We start from the raw sequence: 19,131 nt of genomic DNA on the forward strand, positions 1-19,131 counted from the left end.
GCTACACGGCTAGGCGCCGTCCAGCACGCAAAGGGCCAGCGCCCGGAAGGTGTCGCCGCGGGCAAGCACGGCGCCTACATCCACCTGCGCCGGGTCCCCTCCGCGCACCTCCGCGTCCAGCCGCGCCAGGACGCGCCCCGCCGCCAGCGAGGCCGGCACGGCGCGGAAGGCCGCCACCGCCGCCGCTTCCATGGCCGGCACCGGACCGGGACGGGCCAGCTTGACGCCGTCTTGCCCCAGCGCCAGCGCCAGCGCGCACAGGTAACTCAGCTCGGAGGCGCCGAAGCAGGACAGCGCGCCCGCGCCCAGCACCAGCACGTCGCCGCTGGCCAGGTACGCCTCCACCCCGCCCACCGGGTCCACCACGAGTCGCAGCGAGCCCGCGCCCAGCGAGGCCAGGACGGGGCGAAGCGCCGCGGCGAGCCGGGGCAGGCGCTCGGCCGTCACCGGCACCGCGCCGGCGGGTACCGGGTGCTCGAAGCCCGAGGGCACCGGCAGCGGGGACACCGGGGCCTGAGGCGCCGCCGCGTCGCTGGAGGACAGGGCCGCGCCCACGCCGTCCGCGCGCTGCGAGTCCTCCGTCCGGCCCAGCGCCCGCAGGGCCTCCGCGTAGAGCGTCCACCCATCCACGTCCAGCGGGTGCTCCCGGAGCAGGTGCGGCCAGATGTGGACGGCCAGGGACACGCCCTCGGGCACCGTGGAGAGGTGCTCGGCGGCCATGCGGGTGACTTCAGGTGACAGCTCGCCGGCATCGAAGAGGCGCGCGGCGAGCCGGGCTCCGGGCGACACCAACTGCGCGTCCAGGTAGCCGCGGAGAATGGCCTCCAGCACCGCGGGCTCGTCGGTGAGCCGCTCGCGCAGGCGCAGGGCCTCGCCAGTGAGGCCGCGCTCCTCCGCCAACCTCGCACGGCGGGCCAGCCGTTCGTCCGTCTCCGGCAGCCGCTCGAGCTGCGCGGCCGCGTCCGCCACCATGCCCAGGGCCTCGTAGGCGTCCGCCAGCCGCTCGCGGTAGGTGTTGCCGGACTCCGCGCCCGCGGCCTGCTCCAGCCGCTCCACCAGCGACACGAAGACAGCGGGCTCCTCGCCCAGGTCCACCAGCGACAACAGGTGCCGCAGGGAATGGAGCTGCGCGGGGTCGTCCTTCAGGGCCTGTTCGAAGGCCTCGCGCGCCTCGGGCAGCTGCTCCAGCGGACTGAGCAGCAACTCGCCGCGCTCCAGGTGCAGGACGGCGCGAGCCACCGCGTCCGACTCTTCGCCTGCCAGCTGCGACAGCGTGCGCACGCAGGCCTCGTAGCGGCCCAGCTCCAGCTCCAGCGCGTAACGCTCGCGCAAGAGCGCCTTGCGCCGCGAGGGCCAGCCGTCCGCCGCCATGGCCAGCGCTTCCACGCGCACCGTGCCCGGCTGCGCATGCACTTGCGTCAGCACCGCCTCCGCCAGCGCCTCCGGGAGCTTCTCCAGGGTGGGCAGCAACAGCGTCAGACGGGCCGCGAAGCCCGGCTCGGGCGCCAGCTCTTCCAGCGCGCGCAGGCGAGGCAGCACCGAGGCCGCCGCCGAGCGGAGCACCTCATCGCGCAGCGCCACCGCGAACGCGGCGTCACGCGCGGCGGACAGGCCCGCGAGCTCCAGCAACCCTTCCGCGTCGCCTTCCGCGCGCAGGCCATCCGCCAGGGCCGAGGCATGCGCGGGGTCCGCGTCCGCCTGCGCGGCCAGGGCCCACAGCGCCTCGCGCGTGCGCGCAGTGTCGCCCGCCTGCGCGGCCATGGCCAGCGCGTCGGTCAGGTCGCCCGAGGCCATGGCGGGCGCGAAGCCCACTTCCAGCGCGCGAGCGAAGGCGCCCAGCCGGCCGAAGCGCTCGGCCAGCTCCGAGGGCGCGAGCATGTCCGATGCCTCGGTAGCGATGCGCTCGAACACCTCCAGCGCCTCACCGTGCTCTCCCGCCTTCTCCCAGAGGCCCGCGGCCTCCAGCAGCAGCGGGGGGCGCTCCTCCGGCGCCGCCAGCCGCGCGGCCTGAAGCAGCGCCCGCGCCGCGCGAGGCGCCTCGCCCGACGCGCGGTACAGGTGGGCCACCCGCAGAGCGGCGTCGACGTCCGGCTCCACCGAGGCGGCGTCCTTCGCCGCCTTCAGCGCCTCCGGAAGCTGTCCGGCGGCCTCGAAGCCCCGCGCGGCCGCCATCAGCAGCACCTGCCGCTCGCGGCCCGAGGCCAGCTCCGCGCGCGCCACCTGCACCTCGGCGCGACGGGCGGGGGCGTCCTTCAGCAGCGGCTCGAGGGCTTCCAGCGCGTCCGCGTAACCCGCGCCCGAGGCGCCACGCGCGGCCACTTCCTCCAGCGCCTCGCGCGCCACGTCCACGCGGCCCGCGTCACGCGCGAGCGCGGCCAGCTCCAGCCGCAGCACCGCGGACTCGTCGGCGTCCTCGACGCGCGGCACCAGCCGCTCCAGCGCCTCCAGCAGCCGCGTGGAGTCGCCCCGCTGACGCAGGCCCGTCACCAGTGCCTGGAGCGCGGTGAGGTCCTCCGGCGCTGCCTCCGCGGCGCGCTGGGTCAGCGTCCACGCCGCGTCTTCATCCGCCAGCGAGCTGGAGGCCACCGACGCGGCGGCCAACAGCAGCTCCGCGGCGCGACGGCCACCCGCCGCCTCCGCGCCCGAGGCGTACACGTCCAGCAGGTCGCCATGACGCCCCAGGGCGTGCAGCCCCGCCACGGCCCGGTCGATGACGGACGCATCCGCGGGACGCAGGCGCGCCAGCGGCAACAGCGCGTCGATGGCGTCCTTCGGGTCGTCGAAGAGGTCCGCCGCGCGGCGGTAGAGCACCTCGGCGGTGGCGGCGTCCTCCGCATGGCGCGCCAGTTGGAGCGACGCCCGGTAGAGGCCCGGCGCGTTGCCCGTGCGCGAGTGCACCTCGGCCAGGAGCGACAGCGCCTCGCGGCCGCGCTCGCCTTCCGGCTCCAGCGCCACCACGGACTCGAAGGCATCCGCCGCGTCGTGGAACGCGCCCGCGCCGAGCGAGGCATGGCCCAACCGCAGCCAGGTCCGCGTGCGCACCGGCACCGGCAGCGCGTCCCCGCCCACGTCCAGCAAGCGGCGGTCGTAGGGGCGCGCGGCGACGGGGCCTCCACCCTTCGCGGCCAGCTCGGCGCGCGCGGACAGGGCGTCGACGTCGTCCCCCGCCAGGGAGAGGTATTCGTCGAAGGCCTCCGCGGCCAGCAGCGCCTCGCCCGCGGCCAGCAGTCGAGCGGCGCGCTCGCGCAGCAGAGGCAGGGCCTCCGACGTGGACAGGGCCGCGGCGCGCTGGGACAGCAGGTCCGCCAGCCGGCGCACGTCACCGGCCGCGCGCTCACGCACGCGCTCGAAGGCCTCCGCGCTCGCGGGGCTCAGCTCGAAGGCCTGGTCCTCGCACAGCAGCGCCCGCTCGCGGGCACCGGCCGCGCGGAAGGCACGGGCGGCGGACAGGTAGCTCTCCGCGGCGCCCGCGGCTTCCTGGCGCTGCGCCCTGCGCAGCATCAGCTCGGCGAGTGCCTGATGGTCCTCGGCCTCCTCCAGGAAGGCGAGGTGCCGAGCGAAGACGGGCTCGCGGAACGGGTCCGCCTCCAGCAGCACCGCGTCGAACTCCGCGGCGTCCGCGTGGCGCTTCACCTCGTGCAGCAGCTCCGCCGCCTGCGCGGTGAGCTCCAGGTCGTCCGGGCGCGCGCCACGCGCCGCGATGAAGGCCGCGGCGGCGGACTCCGGGCGCCCTGCCCGGTCGCGGTACAGCACGGCGGCGCGCAGGAACAGCTCCGCGCGACGGGCCGCATCGGGCTCGCCTTCCGCGCACTCCTCGTACCAGGCCGCCAGCTCCGCCAGCCGGCCGTCGCTCTCCAGGAGCTTCTCCAGCAGGCCCTCGGCCTCCGTCAGCGCCCGGTCCTTGCGCAGCGCCGAGCGCAGCAACTCCTCGGCCTTCGCCACGTCTGACAGCACGCCCAGGTTCAGCCGCGCCAGCCGCAGCAACACGGCCGCGGCCTCGCCCGCGTCATCCAGCAGCGGCAGCGCGCGCTCCAGCCAACGCGCCTCGGCCTCCGCGTCGTCGCGACGCTCGGCCAGCGCCGCGCCCAGCTTCGCGGTGCCCAGGTCCACGGCCAGGGCAAAGGCGCGCTCCAGCGCGACCTCGGCGCCAGCGGGGTCCAGCTTCACGTCGCGCAGCAGCTTCGCCCGGTAGCGCTCGCGCGCCGCGGCCTCGGACTGTTGCCCCCGCGCCTCCAACAAGTCGCGCGCATCCGCCAGCGCCCGCAGCGCGTCGTCCGCGCGGCCCAGGTCGACCGCGAGCCGGGCCTCTTCCTGATAGGCCTCGAGCGCCGCGTCCGGGTCCCCTGCCTCGAGGCTGAGGGTGGCCACCTGGCGCAGCTCGGCGAGCAACTCCACGGTGCGGCCGGTCTCCCGGTGCAGCGCCGCCAACCGGCGACGCAGCGGCAGCGGCTCCGACGCCAGCGACGCGGCGCGCGCCAGCAGCGAGGCCGCCACACCCGCGTCCGCGAGCACCTCGCGGGCCCGCGCCGACAGCTCGACGAGCCGCTGCACGGTGTCCTCGGACGGAGCCAATGCGTGCGCGTGGGTGACGCGCACCTCGAAGGCGCCGCGCGGGTCCTCCTTCTCCAGCAGCGCGGCCAGACGCATGACGGCGGCCTCGCACAGGGGCCGCTCCACGAGCAGCTTCCGGTACGCGGCCACCGCGCGCTTCGTCTCTCCGGTCTGCTCGGCCAGCTCCGCCAGGCGCAGCCACGCGGACTCCGCGGCCTCCGGAGCGCTCCGGAAATCCGCGGCGGCGGCGAGTGCGTCTTGCAGCGGCAGCGCCTCGATGACGGCGCCGCGCAGGTAGAGCAACTCCGCCAGCGACGCCAGCTCCGGCCCCTGCGCGGGGACCAGCGCGTGGGCCTTGCGCGCCAGCTTCAGCGCCTTGTCCAGGTCGTGCGCGCCTCGCGCGTAACCCGCGCCCTCACGCAGCAGCAGCGCCGCGTCGTGGGCGGTGGCGCTCTCCGCCGCGGTCTCCAGCAGCGCCGCGGCCTCACGCAGCTCCCCACGCTCCGCCACCAGCGAGACGAGGCGACGGCGAACGGCGGCGTCAGACGGGGACAGGCGCAGCGCCTGCCGCAGCGCGGCCTCCGCGGGCACCGGCTGCGACAGCCGGTCCAGGTAGAGGCTGGCCAGCTCGGCGTACATCGCGGCCGCCTCGGCGGGCGCCACGTGGGGTGCCTCGGTGGCGAGCAGCTCGGCCAGCGCGGCCCAGTCCTCCCGGGTCCGCAGCACGCGCTGGAGCGCGGCGGTGGCCTGCGCGTGCCGCGGGGCCAGCGCGAGCGCGGCCTCCAGGCTCTGCCCCGCGTCCTCCATGCGGCCGCTGGACTCCAGCAGCGCGGCGCGCGCCAGCAGTGCCTCCACCCGACGAGGCGCGGGACCCTGGAGGGCCGCCTCGGCGAGCGCGGCGGCCTCGTCCTCCGGCTGGCCATCACGGCGCGCCAGCTCGGCGAGGGAGAAGAAGGCGTCACACCGCTCCGCCGCGGACAGCTCCAGTCCAATGGCCGCGCCCAGGGCCTCCCGCGCAAGGGCACGCTCGTCCTTCTCTACCAGCGTGGCGGACAGGGCCAGCAGTCGCTCGCGAGCGCGGGTGGCGAGGTTGGCGTCGGCGGCCACGGCGCGGCGCCACACGTCCAGCTCCGCGGCCTCGTCGCCCGACTCGCGCGCCAGCTCCGTCAGCGCGAGCAGCAGCGATGCGGGACGACGAGAACCCTTCGCGGCCTCCGAGAAGTCGTCGCGCGCGGCGGACACCCGGCCCGCGGCGCGGTGAAGCACGGCACGCCGGGCCAGCAACTCCGCGCGCGCCTCGCCCGAGGCGGCGGCCACGAGCGTGCTCAGCAACTCCAGCCGCTCCGTCTCCTCTTCCAGCGTGCCGGTGCCGGGCGGAGGCAGCAGGTCCAGCAGCGACTGCGCCGCCCAGGTGTCCTGCGGCTCCTCCAAGCGCAGGCTGCGCAGCGCGTCCACCGCGGTGGTGGCGCGCCCCAGGCCCAGCGACAGCTCCGCCAGTTCGCGGCGAGCGGCGCGGCGGGGCTCGCCGGACAGGCGCGGCCACAACTCCACCAGCAGGTCCGCCAGGGCCTCGCGCGCCCCCGCCTTACGGTGCAGCGACGCCAGCTCCACCCGGGCGTCCAGGTCTTCCGGCGCGCGGGCGCTGTACTCGGCCAGCAGGCGGCGGGCGGCATCCGTGCGGCTCGCGCGCACCGCGGCGGTGGCGGCCTTGCGCGTCAGGGCCACGCGCTCACTCTCGCGAGGCGCGTCGCCGTCCGCGGGCGGCAGGGCCAGCACCGCCTCGAAGTCCTCCAAGGCGGCGCGGGCATCCGTAGGCAGGCGCAGCTCGCCCCGGCGCTGGCGCGCGGGCGCGTAGCTCGCGTCACGCTCCAGGGCGTCGGCGAGGAAGGCCTCCTCGCGGCTGGTCCCCGCGGCGAGCAGCGAGGCGCGGAACAGCAGCTTCGCGCCAGCGCGGGCTTCGGGCATCAGCGCGGCGCGGCGCGCGTACAGGCGCGCGGCCTCCAGCTTCTCGCCTCGCTCCAGCTCCAACTCGGCCAGCGACTCCAACACCTCGGCGGCCAGCGGGCCCTCGGGGTCCGCCTCCAGCGCGGCCGTCAGGCGCATCAGCGCCGCGGCGTTCTCGCCTCGCTCGAGCAGTGCGCGAGCGCTCTGGAGGAACAGCGGCGCGGCCTCCTCGGCGCGGTCGGCGCCCATCAGCGCCTGGGCGCGGCTGGCCCACAGCTCGGCCAGCGCCTGCGACTCCCCGGCCTCCGTGTAGAGCGCCTCCAGGCGCGCGGCCAGGGCATCATCCAGCCGGCGCAGCGGGAAGGCCTGCGCGTAGGCGGCGATGGCGCCTTCGCGGTCCCCCAGCATCTCGCACGCGCGACCCAACCGGGAACGCACGTCCGCCAGCTTCTCCGGCGCCGCCGTGCGAGGCAGCGTGGACAGCAAGCTCTCCAGCGCGCGCCGCGCATGCTCGGGGCGCTCGCAGCGCAGCGACAGGTCCGCCAGGTCCAGCAGCACCGCGGCGTCCGGCGCCAGCCGCGCGGCCTTCTCCAGCGCCACCAGCGCGTCACCCACGCGGCCCAGCCGGGCCTCCAGCACTCCGGCCAGCTCACGCAGCGCCGCCGCGGCCAGCCGCTTATCGCCCTGCGCCTCGGCCACCCGCGCGCGCACCTCCAGCGCGTCGGCGAGCCCCGCCATGTCGGCGCGCTTGCGCTGCAACGCGCACAGCTCGCCCAGCGCGGGCAGGTCATCCGGCTCGGCGCGCAGCACTTCCTGGAGCGCGTGAACGGCCAGGTCCAAATCGAAGGCCAGGTCGCGCGCGGCGACCGCGAGCCGGCGGTACTTCTGCGCGCGCTCCTTCAGGTCCGTGGCGAGCCGCGCCAGCGAGGACAGGCACCGCGTCAGCAGCGCGCCGTCACGCCGGGCCTCGGCCAGCGCCAGCAACGACTCCAGCGCGGGCCGGTGGTCGCCATCCGCCTCCAACGCCAGCAGGAGCAACCGCTCCGCCTTCTCCGGCTGTTGCAGCTTGCCCCGGTACAGCTCGCCCGCCTCGGCCCAGGCCGCCGCGCGCTTGCCGGGGGCCTCCTGGAGCGCCGCGGCCTTCTCCAACGCCTCCGCCAGCTCCTGCGAGCGGCCAGTGGCGCGGAAGTACGGAATCAGCTCCTCCAGCGCCACCGCGTCGCGCGGATCCAACGCCAGCGCGGACTCCAGGTGCTCCCGCGCGCGCGCCGGGTCACCCAGCCGCGTGCGGTACAGCCGCGCCAGCGCGTGGTGGCTGGCGTGCGCGGCGTGACGCACCCCTTCCGAGCGCGGCGCCGGCCCCGCCAGCTCCAGCGCCTGCTGGTAGCCCGCGAGCGCCTCCTGCAACCGGCCCAGCCCCTCCGCCACCCGGGCGGCTGCGAACAGTGGCTCCGGCTCACCGGGCAGCAGCGACACCGCCTCACGGAAGCGCAGCAGCGCGTTCTCCGGCTGCTTCAGGCCTTCGTCCCACACGCGGCCGGCCATCAGGTCGGCATGGCCCACCCGGTCCAGCTCGTGGCGGCCCATGGCCACCTCACGCAGACGGTCCAGGGCCTTCAGCGCGCGCAGGTGCTCACCGCCGCGATGGCACAGCTCGCCCAGCAGCAGCAGCGCGTCCGGATGGTCTGGCGCCAGCCGCAGCGCGGCCTCGCAGTGCAGGCGCGCGCCGGCGATGTCGTCTTCCGTCTGCGCGCACAGCCGGGCCAGGTGCACGTGCGCATCGGCGGCCTCGGCCGGGTCGCGAGCGAGCGCCGCCAACCGGCGATAGGCCCGCACCGCGCCCGCCCTGTCACGGGCCTGGTCGGACGCACGCGCCAGCGCCTTGAGCGAAGGCAGGTGGTCGGGCTTGAGCCCCAGCAGTTCGTGCAGCGCCTTCACCGCCACCTGGGGCGCGGTGTCGCGCGAGCAGCGGGCGGCGGCCTCGGCGGCGAAGAAGGCCGCGGCCTCCTCCGAGGTCCGGCGCGCGAGCGCGCACAGCGCCAGGTAGCGCTCGGCGGCGCGGGCACCTTCCCCCCGGCGCTCACGCACCACGGCCTCGCCCCAGAGCGACGCGGGGCTGCGGTCCCTGCGGCGTTGCAGCGTCGCCGCCACGTCCAGCGCCAGGTCATGCGCCTGCGGGTCCGCCACCATCAGCGACAGCAGCCGCTCGGCGGCGAAGGGGTGCGCGTCCTGCGCGTCACCGGCCTGGAGATACGCCTGACGCGCGTCGGCCAGCCGGCCCTGCGCGATGAGGCCTTCGGCGTCCGCGAAGGCGCGCGCGCCTTCCAGTGCGAGCAGCAGCTCCTCATCCGGCGGCGACGGCGGCGGCAGTCCTCCCGCGGAGAAGCGCAGGCGCAGGCCCGTGCTGGAGACCTCCGCGGCCGACAGGCGCGCGGTGTCCAGCGTCGGCATCTTGTAGCCTCGGCTCACCGCCGCCAGCTGACACAGCGCGGGCAGCACGCGCGTGGAGAAACCCGTGGCCCCGCGGACCTCGACATCCGGCACCAGCGCCAGCGCGCCCACGGCCGCGGACAAGAGCCCCGGCACCTGCACGGACGGCGTGGAGGAGAAGCCGTAGAGGCGCACGTCGTAGAGGTAGACGGCGAGCCGCTCCCCATCCGCGTCGAACGCCACCTTGAAGGTGAAGGGCGTGTGCTCCGGCGCCGGCAGCCGTCCCTGGCCTTCGAGGTAGCCGGGCCGGAAGTGCAGGCGCAGGTCCTCGATGCCGGCCAGACGCCCGGCCAGCTCTGCCACCCGGCGCGTCACCAGGTCCGCGTCGACGGACAGCTCGAGGAAGCCGAAGTGCAGCTTCTTGCGCTGGTAGCGCGTGGCGCCGGCGCTGACGTTGAAGGGGAAGCTGACGTCCGGAATCTGGAGCGCGAAGTCGGAGATGCGCAGTCCCGGCAGGACCTCCAGCGCCGGGAAACCCACGAACGCCCTGCGGTCCAGCAGGCGCAATTCGGGGGCGGCGGCGCGCGCATCCAGCGCCGTGGCGGGCTTGGGAGAATCGCTTTCGGTAGCCATCGCGGGAGCAGGGACGTTAGCACGGGGTCCAAGCCCTCGAAATTTCTGGCAAACCCCCGCTTGTGGGGCAAGCAACGAGACGTGATGGCTCCCCGAATCCTGGGTGAAGGAACGGGCTGCGCGCTGGACCGAAGTCGGACAAGATGCGCCCCGCGTGCTGGCCCCTGACTCCCTTGTCCTCGACGGTCGCTTCCGGGTTCTCCGTCCGCTGGGCTCGGGCGGAATGGGTGAGGTCTACCTTGGTGAACAGGTTTCCCTGGGCCGCAAGGTGGCCATCAAGGTCCTGCACCATGACCTCCACGCCCAGGCCGGCATGGCGGAGCGCTTCAAGCGCGAGGCGCGCCTCCTCTCCGCCGTGGAGCACCCGGCCGTGGTGCGCATCGTCGACTTCGGCGAGTCCGGCGACCACGCCTGCCTGGTCATGGAGTTCGTCGAGGGTGAGAGCCTGTACGACGTGCTCACGCCGGGCCCCATGCCCCCGGGCCGCGCGCTGCCCCTTCTCCAGCAGTTGGCGGAGGGCTTGGCCGCCATCCACGACAAGGGCATCATCCACCGCGACCTGAAGCCGGAGAACGTCTTCATCTCCAAGAGCGCCCGGGGCGAGCAGGCCCGGCTCCTGGACTTCGGCATCGCCCGGTTGGTGGAGCCAGACGCCGCCAGCAGCGTCAGCCAGATTGGCGTGGTGCTGGGCACGCCGGAGTACCTGTCGCCAGAGCAGGCCGTGGGCGCGAAGGTGGACACGCGCAGCGACCTGTACTCGTTCGGCGTGCTGACCTACCGCGTGCTGTCCGGACGGCTCCCCTTCGACGGGCCCCTGCCGCGCAACTTCCTGTCGCAGCACGCCTCCGCCGCGCCGCTGCCGCTGGACCGCGCGGCCCCCTCGCTGTCGCGCTATGTGGGCCTGCTGTCGCTGGTGATGCGCCTGCTGGAGAAGGACGCGAGCAAGCGTCCCCAGAGCGCGCACGAACTGGCCGACGCGCTGGCCGCGGCGCACTCCGCCCTCTCCGCCTTCACGCCCGGCCTGGGCACCCCTGCCTACGTCCCGCAGCCGGGAAGTGGCGCCACGCCCTCCTCGGGCACGTCGGTGTTCGGCACCGGGAGTGCCACGGGGAACAGCTCGGGACCCACGGGCACGGCGGCCTTCGCGGGAGCCGCTCCAGCGCCGCAGGCGAGCAGTGGTACCGCCGCGTTCGGTGTGGCCTCCAGCGGCGGCTCGGCCTCGGGCGCCCTGCCGGCGGCCTCCCCGCGCACGGGGACGGCGTCCTTCGGACTGAAGTCCTCCGGCGGCGTGGCCGCGGTGACGGGCGGCAACGCGTCGGTGGTGAAGCCGCAGAACCTCACGGTGATGCTCACCGACATCCAGGGCTTCACCGAGCGCACCAGCCGGCAGACGCACGAAGAGAACGCGCGGATGCTGGAGACGCACGACAAGCTGCTGATGCCCCTGGTGAAGGAGCACGACGGGCGGCTGGTCCAGAAGCGCGGGGACGCATTGCTGGTGGTGTTCCGCTCCCCCACCGCGGGCGTGCTGTGCGGCATGGCCATGCAGGACCGGCTGTGGCGCCACAACCAGACGGTGCCGGAAGTGGACCGCCTCAACGTGCGCGTCTGCCTGCACGCGGGCGAGGTGCTCGCCACGCCGGACTCCGTGCTGGGCGAGCCCATGGAGGTCATCGAGGCCGTGGAGCATGTCGCCAGCGCGGGTGAGGTCACCTTCACCGAAGCGGTGAACCTGGCGCGCAACCGCGCGGAGGTCACCGCCGAGCCCTGCGGCGCCATCACCCTCCCCGGCCGAGACGAGCAACTCCAGCTCTACCGCTGCCAGCGCGCCGCGGAGGGCCCGCCCTTTGGAGACCGCTTCGCCTCGCAAGGCAGCCGGGGCAACGCGCTCGCGCCCCTGCTGGCGAAGCTCCAGGCCGTGAAACTGCCCACCGGCCTGGGAGAGCTGCTGCGTCAGCGGCGGCGCGAGGCGGCGCTGGTCGCCGGCGCGGTGGTGCTCCTGGGCGCTGGCGCCGCGTGGCTGAGCCACCGCAACGACGCCGGCACCCGGGCCTTCGCGCTGCTGGAGGATGGGAAGCTGACCGAAGCCCTGGCGCTGATGGACGCCGCCACTGACGAGGAGAAGGAACTGCCCTCGTTGAAGCGCGCGCGCGTGGCGGCGCACCATGCCAAGGGGCACCACATCAGCGAACGGACCGCGCTCAGCCACCTGAAGGAGGAGGAGCTCGAGGACGTGGAGCCGCTCATCCTCGACGGACTGGCGGAGGACTACGGCAAGGAGCCGCTCACCGTCCTGGGGAATGCCCTGGCCCGGTTCCCGAAGGACCGCTTGCGCGCCCACTACGAGGACCTGGCCGAGGAGGCGTACTCCCTGCGCCAGTGGGGCGCGCTGCGCTACCTGGAGTTCATGAAGGCCGCGGACGGAGTGAACCTGGTTCGCGCCTATAGCGAGGCGCTGAACTCCCCGGACTGCGACATCCGCACCCAGGCCGCCAACCGTCTCGCGGGCCTGGGTGACGCGGATGCCATCCCCGCACTGGAGCGCGTCACCGCGCTCCCCAAGGCGAAGGGCCTCCTGGGCAGCAAGGACTGCGGCCACGAAGCAGCGGCGATTGCCATCAAGTCACTCAAGCAGAAGAGCGACTGACTCAGTCATCCCGCCGTGCGTGCCCCTTCTTCTTGCCGCGCCCGCGACCGCGCCGGTCGTCATCATCGTCATCGTCGTCATCCCAGTCATGTCGGCGGGCCTTCACCTTCTCATCCACCCGCAGGAGGCTGCGCGAGTACGCATCGAAGTCCAGGTGCAGGTGCCCCTTCGCCCTCCGCGTGGAGGCATGGAACTTCACCCGCCACACGTCCCGCCCCTTGCGGTCCGCGTCCTTCAGGCGGCACTCATAGCCACGCGAGCGGCATTGGTTGAAGCCCAGGTCCACCGCTTCCCTGTACGTCATCGCCACCGGACGATGCGGAGGCGGCGGTGGACGCGGAGAAGGTGAGCGGGTGTGCAGGACACAACCCGAAGCGAGCAGCAGACAGCCAATGACAAGGGCGAGTCGCATGCCACCCATGACGCATCAGCGCGGCCCATCTTCAAAGCCACTCAGGGTATGAGCCAGGCACTGGAAAGTTACAACCCTTCAGGCGACGCGAAGGCCGCGAACAGCTCGCCCGCGAGATAGGCCCGCGAGCCCTTCGCGGCGGGACGGATGTAGTCGTTGACCACGGGCCCGCCCTGCTCCAGCTGGTGCCTCGACGGGAAGGACAGGTTCAGCCGGCCTCGCGCGACGCCCTTGCCGCCCCGGTGGATGAAGGTGACGGTGCCATGGGCATCCACGGCCTCCACCACGCCAATGTGTGTCATCCCGTCGTTGCGGCGGCCATCGCGGTTGCGGTCATACGTCTCACGGAAGAAGACGAGGTCTCCGGGACGCGGCGGCTGGTGGTGGACAGAGCCGACATCCACCGCGCGGCGGAAGATGGCGGAGACGGCGTTCTCTCCCGCACGAAAGCCGTGCGCCACCAGGTCGATGCCAGCGGAGCGGTACGCCAGGCGCACGAAGCCGGAGCAGTCATCCGGAACGCCGCGGCTGACTCGGCGCAGGCTGCGCATGCCCACGAGCTGGAGGGAGCGCTGAACGATGGAGCGCGACATCTGCGTGGGCGCGAGCACCACGTCCCAGAACCGGCCGGTGGTGCTGGCGGGCCCCGTCACCTGCTCGGCCGCTCGCAGCGTGGCCTCCAGCACGCCCGCGCTCACCCACTGCGTCGCCACCCCCGTGGGCGCCACTTCGGCGGTCCCCAGCTCCACCGCCGTGACGGGCACCGGCACCGGCGCCGCGAGTCCTCCTGGCGCGGCCACCGTCACCACCGCTTCCGCCGTGGCGACGGGCTCCGTGGGGCGTGGCTTCACGGTGGCACACCCCACGAGCACGCTGAGGGGGAAGACGGCAAGGAGTGGAAGGCGGAGCGACATGAGAGGCCGCATTCAAGACCACCTCCCAGGCCGTCCGCCAAGAACTCCCGGTGTCAGCCCTCCCAGGTCGCGAGCATGGCTCGCACCCGTGCATACCTCTGGAGCAGCGCCGCGCGATGCGCACTGAGCATCACCATGGAACCAATGACCAACAGTCCCAGGACGAACAGTGAGGCCGCGGCAATCCGGTGGTCCCGCATGCCGAAGCGCACCAGGTTGGCGGCGATGCACGTCACCAGGAACGCCGTGCCCAGATACATATAGGAGCGGATGCGCAGCGCGATGCCACACGCCACGCCCACCACACAGAGCGTGACGCACAGGAGCATCGAACCGCCATCAGTGAACATGAGCGGCTTCCAGGCACCCGCCACGTAGATGGCGGTGACGGCCAGCGCACGCAACCGGGCATAGGTCTCCGCCTCGATGGCCTCGCGGAACACGCGCAGCAACGCGAGCAGGGAGAGCCCCGCGGGGATGACGTAGAACTGCGCCTCTCCCGCGCCCGTCCCCTGCCACACCAGCAGCAGCGCCGCGTTGAACGCCACCACCGACGTCAGCGACGCCAGGCCCCGGTGCCGCGGGTGCGTGGCCAGCGCGGCGAAGTGAGCGGCATACCCCACCATCAACGCCGCCACGTGAAGGGGCTCGCCCCAGGGTGCGGAGAGCAACCCCGCCAGCGGGAAGAGGTATGCACCCAACAAGGCGGGCCGTCGGAAACACGCCAGGGAGGAACCCTCGCGCTGCACGAAGAAGTAGAGGCCGGTGAACAGCGCACCGCCCACCAGGGCCGCAAGGCTGTCGCCGGGGCCCGGGTGCGCCCCCATTCCCAGCATGCGGATGGAGAGATAGCCCAGCGCGAGCACCACCTGCGCCATGTAGGCGGACGCCTCTTCCTTCTCCGTGGCCGCGCGGCGGACCAGGGCGAAGAGCAGCACGCCCAGCGCCACGCTCGCCACCAGTCCCTCGCGGAGCGCGCCCAGCGACGCGTCCACGAGCGCCAGCCCCGCCATCACCTCGAAGAGCGCCACCCCGGCGAAGCCATGCCCCACGCTCCGGCGCCGCGACTTGCTGGCCACGAAGAGCGAGAGGGCCGCCAACAGCGCGCTGGCCGCTCCGAGGTACGGCAGGATGAACGCCGCGCCTCGGCCGCTGGAGTACACCGCGCCCAGGTACAGCAGCCATCCGTGCACGGCGGCGAGCGAGGCCAGCCACCCCACCACCTCGCGCTCGCGACGCCGCCACACCACGGCCCACGCCGAGCCCACGCCGAAGAGGAACGTCAGCGGGGTGCCCACGTGCTCCAGTTCGCGCAAGCCCGCGAGCGACAGCAGCGCCAGCACCCAGCCGCCATGGTGCAGCGAGGCGCCCACGCGCACACCGCGAGCGTCCACGAGCGACCCGATGAGGCACAGCGCCAGCCCTGTTCCACTGAGGACAGCCGGCACCCACAGCGGGTCCACGGCGGCAACGAGCGAGGCCCCCAGCAACGCGGTGGCCACGTTGGCCATCCACCGCTCCCTCGCCACCATCAACACACACGCCGTCACCGCGGCGCCCACCGCCACCGGCAGGGCCAGCGAGCCAGGGCCTGACAGGAGCAGGCGCTCCAGCAGCAGCGCGCCCAACGCACCGGCGCTGCCCACCCACAGCGGCTCGCTCCAGGTGTCCTCCAGCGGAGGCAACACCTTCGCGAAGGTCTGGGTGAGCACGCGTTGGATGCCTCCGGACTGGAGCACGGCGGACGCCACGGCCGCGCCCAACACCACGGCGATGACGGACAGGCCCGCGTCGAGCCCCCGCTCGAACAGCTCGTTCACTCTGACCGCGCCCATGGGCGCCAAAGCCAACGCCCAGACGGCGGGAGCCAGCAGCCACCGCCGAGACAGCAGGAACGCGGCCAGCGCCAACACGCCCGCCAGCGTGGCCAGATGAGACGGCGTGGGCGAATCGAGGGTGGGCAACGCCGCGAGGATGAGCGCCGTGATGACGGCGCCGGGCCGCAGTGCCGCGTCCGGAGCGCTCCGGAAGAACGCCCACACGCGAGCGGGCCCATGACTCTCCGCGATGGCCAGCGCGAGCAGCAGGCCGATGACGATGGGACGTGCCTCCACGAAGAAGAGGAGGGCCAGCGCGGAGCCACACACGCGCAGGAAGGGACGCGGCCCGGGCATCAGTGCCAGGGACGTCAACAGCACATAGAGCGACGTGGGGACATGATACGGCCTGAGCGCGACGAAGAGCACCGGCAGGGCCACCACGGCGAGCCATCCCTGCATCCACGATGACAGCGCCTGGCGAGGCGCCTCCTCACGCGAGCGCAGCAGCAACGATGCCGCGGCGGGGACGTGCGCCACGGCACGCACCAACGCCAGGCTCAGCAGCGGAAGCGCCTGAACCCACGAGGGCAGCTCGCCACCCACCACCACGATGCCCACGAAGGAATACGGGACAGCGAGCGACGCGAAGAACGGCTGACGGCTGGCTCGCGTCCAGAGCAGGGGCAGCACGCAGGTACCCACGAGCAGCAACGGCAGCCCCGCGTCGTCCCACTTCACCACCGCGACGCCCAGAACCACGGCGGCGGACAACGTCGCCGCCAGGGCGAAGCGGTGACCGCCCGTCCCCACGCGCAAGACCGCGGGGACCTCCTCCAGCACGGCCAGGAGACTCAACACCCCGGCGAGGCACAACAACGGCACGGCGCCAAAACTGAACGTCGCGGTGAGCGCATAGAGCGCGGCCACGGCGACACTCAGCCCCGCGGGCAGTACGCGCGCGGTGAGCAGCGCCGCGAGCGCTGCCCCCAGCAAAAGGGGCGCCTGCTCCGACGAACGCGCGCCCAGCAGGGCCGTCAGCGGGAAGACGAGCGCGATGAGCCCGGCGACCATCGCGCTGATGCCTCGGCCCCACCGCGCCGCGGCGACGGAAGCCCCCAGGGCCCAGCAGCAGAACAGCGCCACGGACAGGCCCGGCGACATCCATCCACCCCATGGCGAATAGAGCCCCGGGATGTCGTGCACCAGCGCCAGGGCCGACATGAGCACGGCGAGCGGACGCACCACCGGGAAGGTCCGCGACGCCACGGCCACCGCGCCCGCGGACACCAGGATGACGCCGGCCAGCCCCGGCACCTGGGCCAGCACGCCCCAGGGAATCGCGAGCACCGCGTAGAAGACGCCCGGCAGGCCCAGCCACCGCGCCAGCCCACCCCGCGTCCCCAGCCACGAGAGCCCGAGTGCCACCGCCGCGAGCGTGGGCGCCACCGCCGTGGACGAAAGCTCTCCCGCCAGGCGTGGAAGCACGGCCGCCGCCAGCACGGACGCCAGCGCCATGAGGGAGGCACGCTGGAGCACCCAGGCGACAAGCACCGCGGCGGCGCCACACAGGGCCATGCCCGTCACGGCCGTGAAGCCGTCACCGGCAATCAGGCCCATGAGGAACCCCGCAGTGGCCACCACGCCCACGACGGCGCCCAGCAACCCACGCGTGCGCGCGGTGCACACCATGCTCACCGCGGCGAGCACGAGGGCCAGCACCCCCGACGCGACCGCGCCGCCGGATGCCCCCAGGACGGCGTAGGCCTGGAAGGGAAGGAACAGCGACAGCCCCGCCCCCACCACCGTCAGGAAGAAGCGCTCCACCAGCAGGCCCAGGACGAGACACAGCACCGCCAGCGCCAGCGCGCTCCAGAAGGAGGGCCGAGCGTCCGGTCCCGACAGGCCCAAGAAGACGAAGAGCGGGCTCGCCACCGCGGTAGCTCGCAGCAGCACCTCCGCCAGCGCGAGGTCCCGTGCATTGCCCGTACGCTGACCTCGCCACAGCCGCGAGACGGCGAACACCGCGCCCGCGAAGATGAAGGGCAACGCGGACAGCGCTCCGAACTGAAGGGGCAGCGGCTCGGTCACGTAACCGAACCAGGCCTTCACCGCATTGATGATGCGCCGCGCCGGCCCGGGGATGAGCTGGGAGAAGGAGACATAGGCGACGTACGTGCTCGCATAGGCCGCGTAGATCCACCGGATGCGGGCGACGCCGCCGCGCGACAGCGACAGCAACGTCCACGAGACGACGGCCGCTGTGACAAAGAGCGCTGGCCCCGGAGCCGGCACCGCGACGATGAGGCAGGTGGCCTGGAGTGACACCGCGCCAATGGACAGCGAATCCGCGCCCCGCTCGGCATCCAGGGTGCGGAAGCGCAACGCGGTGGCCAGGAGAAAGGCGCCGAACGGGGCATAGGTGCCAACGGAGACCGCCACGTCCGCGCCCGCCAGTGCGATGTGCAAGCGCGTGAAATAGAGCAGCAGCAGGTACAGCGGCGCGGCGAGGACGAAAGCGAGCGCGGTGCCCTCACGCGGCGCTGGTGGCGGACGCGAGGACAAGAGGAAGAAGAGCGCACACGGCAGGACGTTGAGCCACAGCGCCAGGCCGCCCAGTCGCGCGGCGAGCGGCGCCAACCCCATCATCAAGGTACTGGCCACCAGCGCCAGTTGGATGAAGGGACGGGACGAGGAATCGAAGGCCTCCAGCGGCTTGCGCGCCAGGAAGGCCGCCACTCCCGCCCATGCCAGCAGCGCGGGAATGAGCCACACCGTGCCGACGCCTCCCAGTTGGAAGACGTCCCCCAAGCCCATGGGCCCCAGTGCGATACCAGCGAGCGGAGCCACGGCTGTACCGATGAGCCCCAGGATGTACCCAGGCTTGCGTAACGCCTCACGCCTGGCGAGGTACGCCCCCCAACCGGTGAAGCCCGCGGAGCAACTCGCCGTCAGCCCGAACACGGTGAGCGAGCGGAAGCCGGACGACATCCCCACCCAACTCTCGAACACGAGGTAGAGAGCACTGGAGAGGATGAGGAAGGCCCCGACGAACCACATGAGGCTCTCGTAGAGGAACGGCCTCCACACCCGGTTCCAGGTGGAGGTCTCCTCGACGAGGCGCGCGGTGAGGCTTCGCGCCGGTGGCGGCTCCGCGTAGGGCTCCGCCGGATTCGCGGGCAGCGGCATCCAAACTGGCGGGGCCTCGGGGCGCGAATCATCCGACTGCACAGCCTCGGGCGCAGCGTCCACTCCGGCATCGGCCTCCGGCTCGGACGGGTCCGACGGCGCCGCGGCGGCCTCCGGCTCGGACGGAGCGGACGCCTCGGTCCGGCGTGGCTCCTCGGTGAGGCCCGGAGCCTCCACGGCCGGAGTCGCCTCGACCTCCGATTGTACCGAAGCCGCCTCCTGCGGCGCGGGAGGCTCCTGCATCAACGCCGCGGGAACGGGCGTCGCGGCATCCACCTGCGCCGGGGCCACGACGGTGGCCGCCTCCGCTGAGGCCGCTGGAGGCAGCTCCGTCAAGACCGCGAGGAGGATGCACGCCTGCCGCTCATACCGCTCCGAGATGAAGCGCCGGACGTTGGGAGGAACCTCGGACGACTCCCACCGAGTCAGCTCATCGAGGAGGAATTGAACGTGCGTGAGCTCTGCTTCGATGACCTCACGCGAGCGCCCCGTCATCCGAGCGCCACACAGCGCGCACCACAAGTCCTTGCCACGCCGCTCTTCGCGGCAGTCAGCGCAGTACATGCATCCCCCTCGATACAACGAACATGCCAT

General features: G+C 73.5%; 5 protein-coding genes. 1 reads left to right on the top strand and 4 read right to left on the bottom strand.

The features are described 5' to 3' along the window. Window positions 1-9 precede the first annotated feature (9 nt). Window positions 10-9,558, bottom strand: coding sequence for a flagellar hook-length control protein FliK (locus tag FMP39_RS07655; protein ID WP_141589309.1), 9,549 nt, complete (start codon window positions 9,556-9,558; stop codon window positions 10-12). A 223-nt stretch (window positions 9,559-9,781) separates the two neighbouring features. Between FMP39_RS07655 and FMP39_RS07660 the strand changes: the two genes are divergently transcribed. Continuing rightward, window positions 9,782-12,205, top strand: coding sequence for a protein kinase (locus tag FMP39_RS07660; protein ID WP_255508462.1), 2,424 nt, complete (start codon window positions 9,782-9,784; stop codon window positions 12,203-12,205). A gap of 1 nt (window position 12,206) precedes the next feature. Here FMP39_RS07660 and FMP39_RS07665 read toward each other — a convergent pair whose 3' ends face one another. The 3 genes from FMP39_RS07665 to FMP39_RS07675 form a co-directional block, all read right to left on the bottom strand. Further along, window positions 12,207-12,509 carry a hypothetical protein gene (locus FMP39_RS07665; RefSeq protein WP_228557766.1) on the bottom strand — a complete coding sequence of 101 codons (303 nt, stop codon included), beginning with the start codon at window positions 12,507-12,509 and terminating at the stop codon, window positions 12,207-12,209. A 176-nt stretch (window positions 12,510-12,685) separates the two neighbouring features. Continuing rightward, window positions 12,686-13,543, bottom strand: coding sequence for a CHAP domain-containing protein (locus FMP39_RS07670; protein WP_141589312.1), 858 nt, complete (start codon window positions 13,541-13,543; stop codon window positions 12,686-12,688). A gap of 41 nt (window positions 13,544-13,584) precedes the next feature. Next, on the bottom strand, window positions 13,585-19,101 hold the full coding sequence (locus FMP39_RS07675) for a hypothetical protein (RefSeq protein WP_228557768.1): 5,517 nt from the start codon (window positions 19,099-19,101) through the stop codon (window positions 13,585-13,587). Window positions 19,102-19,131: the final 30 nt, after the last annotated feature.

This window comes from Myxococcus sp. AB056 (genome assembly GCF_006547365.1).
GTDB classification, from domain to species: domain Bacteria; phylum Myxococcota; class Myxococcia; order Myxococcales; family Myxococcaceae; genus Myxococcus; species Myxococcus virescens.

Coding starts and splice junctions, on each gene's coding strand:
- FMP39_RS07660 (WP_255508462.1), top strand. CDS start 9,782: ATGGGTGAGGTCTACCTTGGTGAACAGGTTTCCCTGGGCCGCAAGGTG.
- FMP39_RS07675 (WP_228557768.1), bottom strand. CDS start 19,101: ATGTACTGCGCTGACTGCCGCGAAGAGCGGCGTGGCAAGGACTTGTGG.
- FMP39_RS07665 (WP_228557766.1), bottom strand. CDS start 12,509: ATGACGTACAGGGAAGCGGTGGACCTGGGCTTCAACCAATGCCGCTCG.
- FMP39_RS07655 (WP_141589309.1), bottom strand. CDS start 9,558: ATGGCTACCGAAAGCGATTCTCCCAAGCCCGCCACGGCGCTGGATGCG.
- FMP39_RS07670 (WP_141589312.1), bottom strand. CDS start 13,543: ATGCGGCCTCTCATGTCGCTCCGCCTTCCACTCCTTGCCGTCTTCCCC.